Consider the following 14,756-nt stretch of genomic DNA (forward strand, 5'->3'; position numbering starts at 1 on the left):
CCGCGATGGGTTACCATACCGCCCTTATCCAAAGCCTCCGCCGATCATCCAACGGATCTTCCATGCGTCTGTTTCACACCTCCGACTGGCACCTGGGCCAGAGCCTGCATGGCCAGGAACGCGACTTCGAACACACCTGCTTCCTCGACTGGCTGCTGGGTCAGCTGCGCCTGCGCCAGCCCGACGCGCTGCTGATCGCCGGCGACATCTTCGATACCGTCAACCCACCGGTCAAAGCCCAGGAACGCCTCTACGACTTCATCGTCCAGGCCCACGAGCAGCAGCCCAAGCTGGATATCGTGATGATCGCCGGCAACCATGACTCCGGCTCGCGCATCGAGCTGCCGGCGCCGCTGATGCGCCGCCTGCGCACCCATGCCCTGGGCCGGGTGCACTGGCTCGACGAAGGCCAGCTCGACGCCGAGCGCCTGCTGATCCCGTTGACCAACGCCCGCGGCAAGGTCGAGGCCTGGTGCCTGGCCCTGCCCTTCCTGCGCCCGGCCGAGGTCACCGGGCCCACCCTGGGTGACGACTACCTGCAGGGCATCGCCCAGGTGCACGAGCAGCTCATCGCCGCCGCGCAGAAGAAACGCAAGAAGGACCAGGCCCTGGTCGCCATCAGCCATGCGCACATGGCCGGCGGCAGCATCTCGGAGGACTCCGAGCGCAGCCTGATCATCGGCAATGCCGAGGCCCTGCCGGCGCGGCTGTTCGACAAGGCCATCGGTTACGTCGCCCTCGGCCACCTGCACAAGCCGCAGAAGGTCAATCGCGAAGACCGCATCCGCTACAGCGGCGCGCCGATCCCGCTGTCGTTCGCCGAGATCAACTACCCGCACCAGGTGCTGGAAGTGGAGCTGCAGGGCAGCGAACTGGTCAGCGTCGAGCCGCGCCTGGTCCCCCGCGCGGTGGCGCTGCAGCGGGTCGGCCCGGCGCCATTGGCCGAGCTGCTCGAACAGCTCGGCCAACTGCCGGAAATCGACCTGCTCGAAGACCCCAACCGCCAGCCCTGGCTGGAGGTGCGGGTGCGCCTCGACGAGCCGCAACCCGACCTGCGCCAGCAGATCGAGGCGGCCCTGCAGGGCAAGGCCGTGCGCCTGGTGCGTATCAGCGCCGAATACGCAGGCGCCGGCCGCCAGGAAGACGACGACCAAGCCTTCGTCGAGCTGGCCCAGATGACGCCCCAGGACCTGTTCGGTCGCGCCTGGGAGCAAGCCTATGGCAACCCCGCCGACGAGCAGGCCCTGGCCGATTTCGCCGAACTGCTGCAGGACGTCCTGCACGAGGAGGAACAGGCATGAAGATTCTCGCCATCCGCCTGAAGAACCTGGCCTCGCTGGCCGGCCCCATCGATATCGACTTCACCGCCGAGCCCCTGGCCAGCGCCGGTCTTTTCGCCATCACCGGGCCCACCGGCGCCGGCAAGAGCACCCTGCTCGACGCCCTGTGCCTGGCGCTGTTCGGCAGCGTGCCACGGCTCAACGACATCGCCCGGGAAGCCAAGGTGCCGGACGCCGACGGCGAAATCCCCACCTCCGACCCGCGCAACCTGCTGCGCCGAGGCACCGGCAGCGGATTTGCCGAGGTGGACTTCGTCGGCATCGACGGCGGCCGCTACCGCGCCCGCTGGGAGGCCAACCGCGCCCGCGAGAAGGCCAACGGCAAGCTGCAGCACAGCCGCCAGAGCCTCTACGACCTGGACAGCGAACAGCTGCTGGGCAGCGGCAAGAACGAATACAAGCAGCTGGTCGAGGCCCGTCTGGGCCTGAACTTCGAGCAGTTCACCCGGGCGGTGATGCTGGCCCAGAGCGAGTTCGGCGCCTTCCTCAAGGCTGACGACAAGGAACGCAGCGAGCTGCTGGAAAAGCTCACCAACACGGCGATCTACACCCGCCTTGGCCAGCGCGCCTTCAGCAAGGCCCGGGAAACCGGCGAGACGCACAGCGACCTGAAGAAACAGGCCGAGCACCTGCTGCCAATGGAGGCCGCGGCGCGGACCGCGCTCGATCAGGAGCTGGAGCAGGCCCAGCAAGGCTTCAAGGCCGATCAGTCGCGCCAGCGTCAGCTGGAGCAGCAGCGCGCCTGGCTCGCAGAACAGCACCGGCTGCAGGCCCAGCACAGCGAGGCGCGCGCAACCCTGCAGGCCGCCGAGCTCGACTGGCAGCAACTGGCCGAACAGCGCGTGGACCTGCAACGCCTGGAGCGCCTGGCCCCACAGCGCCACCAATTCCACCGCCAACAGCAGCTGGCCGCGCAACGGCTGCCACTGCTGGCGGAAATCGCCCAGCAACAGCAGCAGCAAAGCGAACTGCAAGACAAGACCATCGAGCTGGAACAGGCACTGCAGGCGGCGCGCCAGAACCTGGCCCAGAGCCAGGCGCTGCACAGCGAAAATGCCCCGCGCCTGCGCCAGGCCTTCGCGGCCCAGGGTGACCTTGCCCGCCTCGACGCAGCGCTGGCCGAGCAACGTGAAGCCTGCGCGCAGGCCTCGCGGGAAGTTGCCGAAGCCTTGCAACAGCTGCAGCAGCTGGAGGAACACCAGCAGCGCAGCCTGCAACAGCTGGCGCAGATCGACAGCGCTCTCGCCGAAAGCGAGCACCTCGCCAGCCTCGCCGACGCCTGGCAAGCCTACCTGCCGCAATTGAAACAAGTGATGCTGATCGGCGGCCGCCTGGCCAAGGGGCGCGACGAGCTGCCCGGCCTGCAGGCCCAGGTCAGCCAGGCCAACGCCCAGCTGCAAGCGCAGCGTGACAGTTTCGAGCTGTTGTTCCGTGAGGCCGGAGCCGAGCCCCAGGCGCTGGCCGAACAGATCGACCTGCTGGGCGCCATGCTCCAGGACAACCGCAAGCAGCAGCGCGCCGTCGAAGATCTGTCGCGCCTGCATGGCCGCGCGCTGGAACTGCAGCAGCACATCGACACCCTGCGCGAACGCCAGCAGCAGGCCATGCAGCAGCGCCAGCAACTGATCGGCGAAGGCACCGCCGCCAAGACCGAGCTGGAAGCCGCCGAGCAGGCGCTGACCCTGACCCGTCAGTTGCTCGAACGCCAGCGGCTGGCGCGCAACACCAGCGTCGAGGAACTGCGCGCGCAGCTGCGCGATGGCGAGCCGTGTCCGGTGTGCGGCAGCGCCGAGCACCCGTTCCACCAGCCCGAAGCACTGCTGCAAAGCCTGGGTCGCCATGACCAGGCCGAGGAAGACGCCGCGCACAAGCAGGTCGAACAGCTCAATGGCAAGCTGGTGGAGCTGCGCACCCAGCTGGGCGTGGTCAACGCCCAGCTCAAGGATTACCAGCAGCAACAGCTGCAACTGAGCGAACAACTGCAGCCCTCGCTCGAACAGGTACGAGCCCACGCCCTGTGGCCGGCACTCGCGCCACAGGATGACAAGGCTCGCAGTGCCTGGCTGGACGGCCAACTGCGCCGCCTCGGCGAGGAGATCGACCGCGACGAGAAACGCCAGGCCACCCTGCTCGCCCTGCAAAAGGACGCCGCCCGCCTCAGCCAGCAGTTGCAGGCCGCCAGCGAAACCCAACAGCAGGCCCAGCGCCACCTCGACCAGCAGCACCAGGCCCTGGCCGCCGACGAGCAACAGCTCGCGCAAGGCCTCGAGGACCTCGCCAGCGTGCTGCCCGCAGATATTCTCCAAGCCCTGCGCGACGATCCGGCCAATGCCTTCCTCGGCCTTGACCAGCAGATCGCCCAGCGCCGGCAGCACCTGGACCGACGCAAGGACGAGCAGGAAGAACAGCAGGCCCGCCAGGTCCAGCTGGACAAGCTGCGCGACCAGCAACAGGCGCGACAGCACAGCCAGCAGCAGCTCCAGAACAAGCTCGCAGCCTTGGGCGAGCAGCACCGCCAGGCCCAGGACACCCTGGGCGAGCTGCTCGGCGAGCACGCCAGTGCCGAAGCCTGGCAACAGCATATGGACGCGCAGCTGGAACAGGCCCGCGCCGCCGACGCCGACACCTCCCAGCGCTTGCAGGAACTGCGCACCCAGGGTGTGCAGCTGGCCGGTGAACTCAAGGCCAATGCCCAGCGCCAGCAAGCCCTGGAGCAGGAGTGCCAGCAGTTGCAGGGCGAGATCGGCCAATGGCGCGCCGAGCACCCGGAACTGGACGACGCCGGCCTCGATCGCCTGTTGGCTATCGACGATACCCAGGTCAGCGAACTGCGCCTGCACCTGCAGGCCGTGGAAAAAGCCATCGAACAAGGCCGCGTATTGTTGCAGGAGCGCGAGCAACGCCTGCAGCAGCACGCTGCCCAGGCTCAGGACGAACTGCCTGCGCACGCACTGGAACATGCCCTCGCGGAACTCCAGCAGCGTCTGTCGGTGCATGAGCAACAGTGCGCCGAACTGCGCGCCCGGCAAGCGGACGATCAGCGCCGCCAGCAGGCGCACCAGGCGCTGGCCGAGCAGATCGACCAGGCCTATCGGCAATGGCAGCGCTGGGCCCGCCTGAATGCCCTGATCGGCTCGGCCTCGGGCGATGTGTTCCGCAAGATCGCCCAGGGCTACAACCTCGACCTGCTGCTGCATCATGCCAACAGCCAACTGCGCCAGCTGGCGAAACGTTATCGCCTCAAGCGCGGCGGCAGCGCCCTGGGCCTGCTGGTGCTGGACACCGAGATGGGCGACGAGCTGCGCTCGGTGCACTCGCTGTCGGGCGGCGAAACCTTCCTGGTCTCCCTGGCCCTGGCCTTGGGCCTGGCATCGATGGCCTCCAGCACACTGCGTATCGAGTCGCTGTTCATCGACGAGGGCTTCGGCAGCCTCGACCCCGAATCGCTGCAACTGGCCATGGACGCCTTGGACGGTCTGCAGGCCCAGGGACGCAAGGTGGCGGTGATTTCCCACGTGCAGGAGATGCACGAGCGCATCCCGGTGCAGATCCAGGTGCGCCGCCAGGGCAATGGCCTGAGCGACGTGGAGGTGTGCGGGTGATCCTCTACTCGTTCCGCCGCTGCCCCTGGGCCATGCGCGCGCGCCTGGCCCTGCGCTACGCCGGGTGCGACGTGCGGATCGTGGAAGTGAAGATGAAAGACAAGCCCGCCGAGCTGCTGGCGCTGTCGCCCAAGGGCACGGTGCCGGTGCTCGATACCGGGGATGGCGTGCTGGAAGAGAGCCTGGACATCATGCGCTGGGCACTCGCCCGGCATGATCCCGAGGATTGGCGCCTGCTGGCCGATCCGACTGCGGCGCAACAGGGCGAAGCATTGATCGCGCGCAACGACGGCACGTTCAAGGCACAGGTGAACCTGTACAAATACGCCGAGCGCTACCCTGAGCACTCCCGGACGCACTACCGCGCCCAGGCCGAGCCGTGGCTGGCCACTTTGGAAAGCCTGCTCGAAGGCAGGCCCTACCTGCTGGCCGATCACCCAAGCCTGGCCGATGCCGCCCTGTTGCCCTTGATGCGCCAGTTTGCCGGGGTCGAACCCGAATGGTTCGCCGCAGCGGCCTATCCGCGCTTGCGCAACTGGTTGCAGGGCTGGCTGGAGTCAGCGCTGTTCAGGGCCGTCATGGCGAAGTAGCACCCGCCAAAGGCGACGTCAGATCGCCAGGATCGGCGAGGACATCAGCAAGAGCACAACCGCCGCGATACGCCACATCATCATTCACCCCCGGCCAGTCAAAAAATTAGCGTCAAATTTAATCACATGGCCATGTGATATCACCACGTTCTTTACATTTGAGTCAGCCGACCTGGCATTTTTGCCAGTGGCCGGAAATGATCGACGGCGGTATTAGTGAGCCGTGAGCCGCGGCTATCGCTGCGACCAATGCCAAGGGACATGGCCCATGAACATGCGCAAGAAACTGTTTGGAGCACTGCTGCTCGCCTGCATCGGCAACGCCTGGGGACTGGATGCGAACGAGGCCGCCGGCCCGTCCCAGGAGGAGTTCAAGACCGACTTCCTGGTCTACTCGTTCACCTGGCAACCGACCTTCTGCATCATGAAGCCTGCGACAGCTGGCTGCGACCAGCCGCCACAACGGCTGCTGAGCCACGGCCTGTGGCCTTACAGCAAATCCGAAGGTGAAGTGACCAATCGCCACCCACAGTTCTGCACGACCTCTCCTGCCTGTAAAAAAGAGGCGTGCGCGATGCCGGCAGACGAAATGAAGGCGGTACTGGACAACAAGCCGCTCCGGGCGCTGGTGACCAAGGAGCCGGAAGGCATGTTTGCCCACGAATGGCGAAAGCACGGGACCTGTTCAGGCAAGAACATGCAGGCGTACTTCCAGGACATGGTCACGCTCGCCGGGGTGGCGAAGTTTGCAGATCAGCAAGGCTTCAACGCGCTGGTTGGCAGCAAGGCGTTGTTTTCCACGATCAGGAAGACCTTCCCGGCCAACACGGCGTTTCGCTGCTACAGGGATGCCAAGGGCGAACAGTACCTGCACGAGGTGTTCTACCTGATCGATGCGCAGGGCAATCCTTATCTGGACGAGCAGAACCTGCAGATCGGCATTCGCTGTGAAGAGCAGCTGACCTGGGTTCCCAAAGGCGTCTGAGCACCTGTGCGAAACCAGGTCCAGGACCAAGTCGGTTCAGTGCTGCGCCTTGTGATCCAGCGCCGCGTAGAAGTTGGCGCTCTGCTGCAGGTACTTCTGGGTATAGCTCTGGACCGAGGATTTATGCTCGGTGATCTGGGCCTGGGCGTGAGCCGGCAGGACGACGGAAGCGGAAATGGCGGATGCGGCGATGACCGGGAAGAGATTGAAGTTCATGGGGGCGGACCTCGGCTTCTGGGGTTTGAAGTGGGCCCGTCGGGGCCTTGGTTCAAAACTTACGCCGATGCGTGCGCCTGGAAAAATTCATTGCGGCAGTAGCGATTATCACGGCTATCGATAATTGCCCCGGGGTGCATCATTCAAGAAACTTGAGGTCCGAAGGGGCCTGCTGGGACAGCTGCTGCACCGTGTCCCCCAGCTTGCCGCTGCGCGGGTCACGGCGCATGACCACGATCTGGTTGCTCTTCTGGTTCGCCACCAGCAAGTAGTTGCCATCTGGATCGAGGGCGAACTCCCGGGGATGGTCGCCCTCCACCGAACGGCGCTGCAGCAAGGTGAGCAGGCCATCGTCCTTGCCCACGGCATACACCACGATCTCGTTGGCCGTACCGCGGTTGCTGACATAGAGGAAGCGACCATCGGCCGACAGGTGCAGGCCACCAGCGGCCTTCGCCGCCGCGTCCTTGCTGTCGGTCAGGGGCAGGCGCTGCCGCTCGCTCAACGCGCCGTCCTGCACATCGAACACCGCCACCTCAGCGCTCATCTCCAACGTCAGATAGGCGTGCCGGCCCTTGGCATCGAACAGCAGGTGGCGTGGCCCGCTACCCGGTGGCAGGTCGACCGCTGGCGGGATCGCCGGGCTCAGCGGATGCTCGGGGCTGGCGCCGTCGTAGCGGTAGATGAACACCTTGTCCGCCCCCAGGTCGCAGGCATACAGGTGGCGGCCATCGGGCGACAGCACCAGCGAATGCACATGGCCACCGGCCTGGCGCTCGGGGTTGACCTTGCTCGGCGCGTGCCGGGCCTGCTGCACCACCGGCTTGAGCTTGCCGTCCCTGGCCACTGGCAGCACCACCAGGCTGCCGCCCGGATCGGGGGCAACGGCATAGTTGGCGACGAACAGGTAGCGCTGGTCGTGGCTGAGGCTGGCGTGGGTCGGCTCGTCGCCCTGGCTGGGCACCTGGTTCAACAGCTTGATCTCGCCATTCCTGCTCAGTGAAAAACTGCTGACCTGGCCTTGCCGGGTTTCATTGACCGCGAACAACTGACGCTGGTCGGCGGACAGCACCAACCACGAGGGGCTGACGCTCTTGACCACTTGCCGGGGCTTGACGTCGATCTGGCCAGTGCGGGGATCGAAGTCGTAGCGGTAGATCCCTTCGCTGCCGTTGTCGGTGTAGCTGCCCACCAGCAACGTGGCGGCCTGGGCGTTGACTGACAAAGCCATGAGGCTAACGGTCAGCAGGCGTGTCCATTTCCTGTTCATTCGTCTTCTTCATCCGGAGCGCGAAAGGCACTCATACAGACTAGACGATGCTCGCCTTGGTCACTGGCCAGGCTCCAGTCGTCACCTGCGCCGGTGGCTGCGGCGACCTGTTCGGCGGTGAAGGTCCAGCGGCGCAGTTGGCGGCCGTCCATGCATTCGATGGCCAGGCCGCTGTCGTCGAAGGTGAAGTCGAAGGCATGCAGGCCGTCGATCAGGAGCATGTCGCAGGATGCGAGGGCGGTGGCTAGGGTGGGCATGGGAGGCGCAAGTACCGATAGAAAAATGAGCAGGCAGTATACGCTGTGGGAACGGGTTTACCCGCGAATGCGTCGGTGAATGCACCGTCGTATTCGCGGGTAAACCCGTTCCCACAGACTCTACAGCCGCTTCGATCAATGGGCGAAGATCGACCCACCCTCCTTGCCCGCCAGCTTGCCCGGCTTGATCAGGAAGCGTGCCAGCGCCGGCAGCAGCCAGAGCGCGCCGAACATGTTCCACAGCAGCATGAAGGTCAGCATCAGGCCCATGTCGGCCTGGAACTTGATGGCCGAGAAGATCCAGGTGCACACGCCGATGGCCAGGCACAGGCCGGTGAACAGCACCGCCTTGCCGGTGGAGCGCAGGGTCTCGTAGTAGGCCTCCTGCAATGGCAGGCCAGCGCGCAGGAAGCTCTCCAGGCGGCTGTAGATGTAGATCCCGTAGTCCACGCCGATGCCCACGCCCAGCGCCACCACCGGCAGCGTGGCAACCTTCACGCCGATGCCCATGAACGCCATCAGCGCGTTGCCCAGCACCGAGGTCAGGACCAGCGGCAGCACGATGCACAGCGTCGCGGCGAACGAGCGGAAGGTGATCATGCACATCACCGCCACGCAGATGTAGACGAGGATCAGGATGGTCAGCTCGGCCGACTTGATCACTTCGTTGGTGGCCGCCTCGATGCCGGCGTTACCCGCCGCCAGGAGGAACTGCAGGCCGTCCTTGTTATGGCTGTCGGCGAAGGCCTTGGCGGCGGCGGTGACCCGCTCCAGGGTCTCGGCCTTGTGGTCGTTGAGGAACACCAGCACCGGTGCCAGCGAGCAGTCGGCGTTGTACAGGCCGTCGGCGCGGGCGATGGAGTTGTTGAGGATGTCCGGGTTGCGCGACAGGGTCTCCCATTTCAGGCTGCCCTCGTTCATGCCCTTGATGACCTGCTTGGAGACGGTCACCAGGGAGATCGTCGACTGCACGCCCGGGGTGTTGTCCATGGTCCACATCAGCTCGTCGATCGGCGCCATGGTCGAGTGGATCGAGCACTGCTCGGCCGGGGTCTTGACCATGATCACCAGCACGTCGGAACTGGTCGAGTAGTTGCTGATGATGAAGCTGTTGTCCTGGTTGTAGCGCGAGTCCGGACGCAGCTCCGGGGCGCCCTGGTCGAGGTCGCCGATCTTCAGGTTCTGGCTGTACCAGAGGCCGCCGGCGAAGGCCAGCAGTGCCAGCACCACGGACACCGGCGCCACCTTGGGGCTGGCGAAATTGGACAGCAGGCGCCAGAACGGATGCTCGCGAGTCGCGTCCTTCTTGCTGCGGGCGATGGCCTTCTGGCTGATGCCGACATAGCTGATCGCCACCGGCAGCAGGATCAGGTTGGTGAAGACGATCACCGCCACGCCGATGGAGGCGCCGATGGCCAGCTCGCGGATCACGCCGATGTCGATGATCAGCAGGGTGATGAAGCCCACGGCGTCGGCAAGAATGGCGATCATGCCCGGCAGGAACAGCTGGCGGAAGGTACGCCGGGCCGCGGTCAGGGCATTGTCGGCGTCACTCGACTGCAGGGCGATGCCGTTGATCTTCTGCACCCCGTGGGAGATGCCGATGGCGAAGATCAGGAACGGCACCAGCATCGAGTACGGGTCCAGGCCGAAGCCCACCGCGTGCATCAGCCCAAGCTGCCAGACCACCGCCACCAGCGTGGTGATCAGCACGGCGATGGTGCTGCGGATGCACCAGGTGAACCAGTACAGCAGCGCCCAGGTGATCACCAGGGCCACGCCGAAGAACATCGCCACCATCACCAGGCCGTCGATCAGATCGCCGACTTTCTTGGCGAAGCCGACGATATGGATCTTCACATCGGGGTTCTGTGCCTGGAACTTGTCGCGGATCTTCTCTTCCAGCTGGTGGGAGAACTGCTGGTAGTCGAGCTTGACCTGGCGACCAGGGTCCTGCGGGTCCGGATAGCTTTCCAGCAGCGGGATATCGACGATGCTGGACTTGAAGTTGTTGGCCACCAGGCGCCCGACCTGGCCGGACTTGAGCACGTTGTCACGCAACGCGTCGAGGCTGTCCTGCGAACCGTTGTAGGTGTTGGGGATCACCTCGCCACCGGAGAAGCCTTCCTCGGTGACCTCGCTCCAGCGCACGCTGGGGCTCCACAGCGACTTCAGGCCGGCGCGGTCGACGCCGGGGATGTAGAACACCTCGTCATGGATCTGCCGCAGCGTCTCCATGTAGTCCTTGTCGAAGATGTCGCCCTTGGTCGACTCCACCGAGATGCGCACGGTGTTGCCGAGGTTGGCCAGGTCGTTGCGGTGCTCGAGCATCTGTTCGATGAACGGGTGCTGCAGCGGGATCATCTTCTCGAAGCTGGTGGACGGGCGAATCTGCGTCGCCTGCCAGAACAGGAAGATGCTCACCAGCAGGCAGAGGCCGATGACCACGGGGCGGTTGTTGAAGATCAGGCGTTCCAGCAGGGTGGCCTTGTCCTTGTGCTGCATGTCGAAGCTCTCCCGACTGGTCATGGACGCACCTCCTGGGTGCCATCGGCCGAGGCCAGGTGCACGCCCCCTTGGCCGACCAGCAACAGGCCGCCGCCGCTGAGGCCGCTGACCCCCGACAGGGCGATGCGGTCGGCGCGGTTGCGCACGCTGAAGGTCTGCCCGTCGTCCTGGCTGCGCAGCACGCTGCCGCCGTTGCCGACCAGCGCCAGGCTGCCGTCATCGAGAAGCGTAGCGCTTGCCAGGCCGAATTCGAGCGGGCCGCGTTCGGCCTTGAGCTCGATCGGTTGCCAGCTGTCGCCGAAATCGGTGGAGCGGAACAGGTTGCCGCGCAAGCCGAAGGCCAGCAGCGTATTGGAGCGGGCGGTGCCGATCACGCCGAACAACGAACCCTCATAGGGGCCTTCGACCTTCGACCAGGTCTGGCCGGCGTCGCTGGAACGGAACATGCTGCCCTGCTCGCCGACGATGAACAGGCCAGCGTCCTTGACCGTGGCGATGGCATTGAGGTGGAGCTGGTCGGGGTTGTCCAGGCGCTCGGCGACGTCCTGCCAGTGCTGGCCGCCGTCGGTGGTTTCCAGCACCGCGCCATAGGCGCCGATGGCGAAACCGTGCTGCGGATCGAGGAAGCGCACATCGAGCAGCGGGGCTTCGCGGGAGAGGTCCTCGAACTGTTTGCTCCAGGTCGCGCCACCGTCGCTGCTGGCGAGGATCTGCGCGTCATGGCCAACCGCCCAGCCGCGCTTGTCGTCGAGGAAGAACACTGCGGTGAGCAGTTGCCGGGTGGGGACCCGGGCCTGGGTCCAGGTCTTGCCCTGGTCGTCGGAGAACAGGATATGGCCGCGATCACCGACCACCACCAGGCGCTGGCCGGCGTGGGTGGCGCCGATCAACAGGCTCTGGCTGGCCTGGGCCGATTCCACCGAGTATTCCTCGGCAGCCACCGCTGCCAGGGCATTGCCCGTCCCGATGCCCAACGCCAGCGCCAGCATCGCGCTGGCGGCCAGGCTGTAGCGTGCCCTTGCCCGCTGTCTCATGACTGCCCCCTGTTGTGTTCTTGTGGTGGGTCAATCTATTGCCAGGTACTGCGAAAACCCTGTTCCAGAGCCCTGGAATAGCTTCGGGCCATCCTATCGGGGTTGTTCGGCGGAACACAACGAGCGGGACGTTATGTTTTGTTAACCAGAAAAAACATTTGGGGCCGCCTTGCGGCCCATCGCGACACAAGGCCGCTCCCACAGGACATGCGCCAGATCTGCCCTGGCGCCATCCCTGTGGGAGCGGCCTTGCGTCGCGATGGGCTGCGCAGCAGCCCCAATATCTACCCGGCTTACGCCAGGCTCTTGCTCACCACTTCATACACATCGCTGGACAGCGCCCCCGAAGCGAGAATCCGCTCCAGCTCGCCCTTCATCAGCGCCTGACGCTTGTCGTCATACTTGCGCCAGCGGGTCAGCGGCGCCAGTTGACGCGAAGCGATCTGCGGATTGAGCGCGTTGAGCTCGATCACCAGATCCGCCAGGAAGCGATACCCCGAACCATCGGCGGCATGGAAGTTGACCAGGTTCTGCCCGGCGAAGGCGCCGACCAGCGCACGCACCTTGTTCGGGTTCTTCAGGGTGAAAGCCGGGTGTTCCATCAACGCCTGGACCCGTGCCAGGCCGCCCGGCAAGGTGCTGGCCGCCTGCACGCTGAACCACTGGTCCATGACCAGCGGGTTGTCCTTGAAGTGCTCGGCGAAGGCCTCCAGCGCCGTGGCCCGCTCGGCCTCGAACGGCGAGTTGACCAGCACCGCCAGAGCGGTGAGGCGCTCGGTCATGTTGTCGCAGTGCTCGAACTGCTCCAGGGTCGCCTCGAGTACCTGCGGCTTGCCGCTCAGCATCAGGTACGACAGGGCGATGTTCTGCAGGCTGCGACGGGCGAAGTGCTCGGCCGAGGCGACGTAGGCGGTGTTACGCGAGACTTCGCGGTTGGCCTGGTAGCGCGCCCACAGGGCGTCGAACAGCTGCTCGGCGATTTGCTGGCGGGCGAACTCGCGGGCGGCGTGGATGGCGTCCACGTCGGCCACCTGGCTGATCTCGGTGAGGTAGGCCTCGCCCGGCAGCGAGAGCATCTCGGCGACCATGGCGGGGTCCAGTGCCTCATTACCCAGCACCGTGCCCAGGGCGGTGATCAGCCGCTGGTCGAGCTTGAACGCTACACCGCGCTGATACTGCCCGATCAGTTCCTGCAGCACCTGCACCGACAGCTGCTGCCCCGCTTCCCAGCGGTTGAAGCCATCGCTGTCGTGCTGCATGAGGAACATCAGCTGGTCGCGATCATAGGGGAAGCTCAGCTTGACCGGCGCACTGAAGCCGCGCAGCAGCGACGGCAGCGGCTTGGCCGGGATGCCTTCGAAGGTGAAGGTCTGCTCGGCCTCGGTCACCGACAGCACGCGACTGGTGCCGACGGCCTGCGCCTCGCCGACCAGGCGCAAAGGCAGGTCGTTGCCTTCGGCATCCAGCAGGCCCAGCGCCAGCGGAATCACGAACGGCAGCTTGTCGACCTGGCCCGGGGTCGGCGGGCAGCTCTGGCGGAAGGTCAGGCTATAGCTCTGCGCAGCGGCGTCATAGGCCTCGCTGACCTCCAGGCGCGGCGTGCCGGCCTGGCTGTACCAGCGCTTGAACTGAGTCAGGTCGACGCCGTTGGCGTCCTCCATGGCCTTGATGAAGTCGTCGGTGGTCACCGCCTGGCCATCGTGACGTTCGAAGTACAGGTCGCTGCCCTTGCGGAAGCCCTCGGCGCCCAGCAGGGTGTGGACCATGCCCACCACTTCGGCGCCCTTTTCGTACACGGTCAGGGTGTAGAAGTTGGAGATTTCGATGAAGCTGTCCGGACGCACCGGGTGGGCCATGGGGCCGGCATCCTCGGCGAACTGATGGGTGCGCAGGTAGGCGACGTCCTCGATGCGCTTGACCGTGCGCGAGTTCATGTCGGCACTGAACTCAGCGTCTCGGTACACGGTGAAGCCTTCCTTGAGCGACAGCTGGAACCAGTCGCGGCAGGTCACGCGGTTGCCCGACCAGTTGTGGAAGTACTCGTGGGCGACCACGCCCTCGACGCGCTGGTGGGCGGCGTCGGTGGCGGTCTCGGCGCGGGCCAGCACGCAGCTGGAGTTGAAGATGTTCAGGCCCTTGTTTTCCATGGCGCCCATGTTGAAGTCGTTGACCGCGACGATCATGAAGATGTCCAGGTCGTACTCACGGCCGTAGACCTCCTCGTCCCAGCGCATGGACTTCTTCAGGCTGACCATGGCGTGGTTGCACTTGTCGAGGTTTTCCGGCTCGACATAGATGCGCAGCGCCACGTCACGCCCCGACTGGCGGGTGAACGTATCCTCGACGCACCACAGGTCACCGGCCACCAGGGCGAACAGGTAGGCCGGTTTCTTGAACGGGTCTTCCCAGGTCGCCCAGTGGCGGCCGTCTTCGGCCGGGCCGTCACCGACCGGGTTGCCGTTGGACAGCAGCACCGGATAGCGATGCTGTTCGGCGATCACCGTGGTGGTGAACGTGCTCATCACGTCCGGACGGTCGAGATAATAGGTGATCTTGCGAAAGCCCTCGGCCTCGCACTGGGTGCAGAACATCTTGCCCGACTTGTACAGGCCTTCCAGCGCGGTGTTGCTCTCCGGGTGGATCTTCACGCTGGTGTCGAGGGTGAAGCGTTCGGCATTCGGTTGCACGGTCAGGCTGTCGTCGCTCAGCTGGTAGTCGCCGGCAGCCAGCGCCTGGTCGTCCAGTTGCACGCTCAGCAGCTCCAGCTGCTGGCCGTCGAGCACCAGCGGCGGCAGCCCGGCGCCACGCTCTGGGTTGCGCCGCATGACCAGTTGCGCATGGACCAGGGTGTGGTCCTCGAACAGTTCGAACGTCAGGTGCGTCTCGTCGATCAGGTACTCGGGGGCCTGATAGTCCTTGAGGTAGATCACTTGCGGTTGTTCGGTACGCATGGT

9 protein-coding genes and 1 pseudogene are annotated in these 14,756 nt (G+C 65.4%); 4 read left to right on the forward strand and 6 right to left on the reverse strand.

Annotated elements, in window-relative coordinates; genetic code table 11:
* The first annotated feature begins 62 nt into the window (after nt 1–62).
* The 4 genes from N7422_RS18445 (at nt 63) to N7422_RS18460 (ending at nt 6,517) form a co-directional block, all read left to right on the forward strand.
* Nucleotides 63–1,301 (forward strand): exonuclease SbcCD subunit D C-terminal domain-containing protein, encoded by a 1,239-nt coding sequence (locus N7422_RS18445; protein WP_279807900.1) that lies wholly within the window; start codon nt 63–65, stop codon nt 1,299–1,301.
* The gene (locus tag N7422_RS18450) at nt 1,298–4,942 is read left to right on the forward strand and encodes an AAA family ATPase (protein WP_279807901.1); all 3,645 of its coding nucleotides are present in this window, start codon (nt 1,298–1,300) and stop codon (nt 4,940–4,942) included. Before N7422_RS18445 ends, N7422_RS18450 begins: the two co-directional genes overlap by 4 nt.
* Nucleotides 4,939–5,532, forward strand: coding sequence for a glutathione S-transferase (locus tag N7422_RS18455; RefSeq protein ID WP_279807902.1), 594 nt, complete (start codon nt 4,939–4,941; stop codon nt 5,530–5,532). Before N7422_RS18450 ends, N7422_RS18455 begins: the two co-directional genes overlap by 4 nt.
* 268 nt (nt 5,533–5,800) lie before the next feature.
* Nucleotides 5,801–6,517, forward strand: coding sequence for a hypothetical protein (locus N7422_RS18460; RefSeq protein ID WP_279807903.1), 717 nt, complete (start codon nt 5,801–5,803; stop codon nt 6,515–6,517).
* Between the two features lie 36 nt (nt 6,518–6,553).
* Here N7422_RS18460 and N7422_RS18465 read toward each other — a convergent pair whose 3' ends face one another.
* The 6 genes and pseudogenes from N7422_RS18465 to pepN all read right to left on the reverse strand — a co-directional run bounded on the left by N7422_RS18465 (nt 6,554) and on the right by pepN (nt 14,753).
* Nucleotides 6,554–6,733, reverse strand: a complete 180-nt coding sequence (locus tag N7422_RS18465; protein ID WP_279807904.1) for a hypothetical protein — start codon at nt 6,731–6,733, stop codon at nt 6,554–6,556.
* A gap of 139 nt (nt 6,734–6,872) precedes the next feature.
* Nucleotides 6,873–7,964 (reverse strand): lactonase family protein, encoded by a 1,092-nt coding sequence (locus tag N7422_RS18470; protein ID WP_279807905.1) that lies wholly within the window; start codon nt 7,962–7,964, stop codon nt 6,873–6,875.
* 4 nt (nt 7,965–7,968) lie between these two features.
* Nucleotides 7,969–8,260 (reverse strand): annotated as a pseudogene (locus N7422_RS18475) (DUF5629 family protein).
* Nucleotides 8,261–8,395: 135 nt separating this feature from the next.
* Complete coding sequence (locus tag N7422_RS18480) at nt 8,396–10,789, reverse strand: RND family transporter (protein ID WP_279807906.1); 2,394 nt, start codon at nt 10,787–10,789, stop codon at nt 8,396–8,398.
* Entirely contained in the window at nt 10,786–11,802 is a 1,017-nt protein-coding gene (locus N7422_RS18485) for a YCF48-related protein (RefSeq protein ID WP_279807907.1), read from the reverse strand. Before N7422_RS18485 ends, N7422_RS18480 begins: the two co-directional genes overlap by 4 nt.
* 293 nt (nt 11,803–12,095) lie before the next feature.
* On the reverse strand, nt 12,096–14,753 hold the full coding sequence (gene pepN / locus N7422_RS18490; RefSeq protein WP_279807908.1) for an aminopeptidase N: 2,658 nt from the start codon (nt 14,751–14,753) through the stop codon (nt 12,096–12,098).
* Between the last annotated feature and the right edge of the window lie 3 nt (nt 14,754–14,756).

The organism is Pseudomonas sp. GD04091 (assembly GCF_029836165.1).
Lineage (GTDB): Bacteria > Pseudomonadota > Gammaproteobacteria > Pseudomonadales > Pseudomonadaceae > Aquipseudomonas.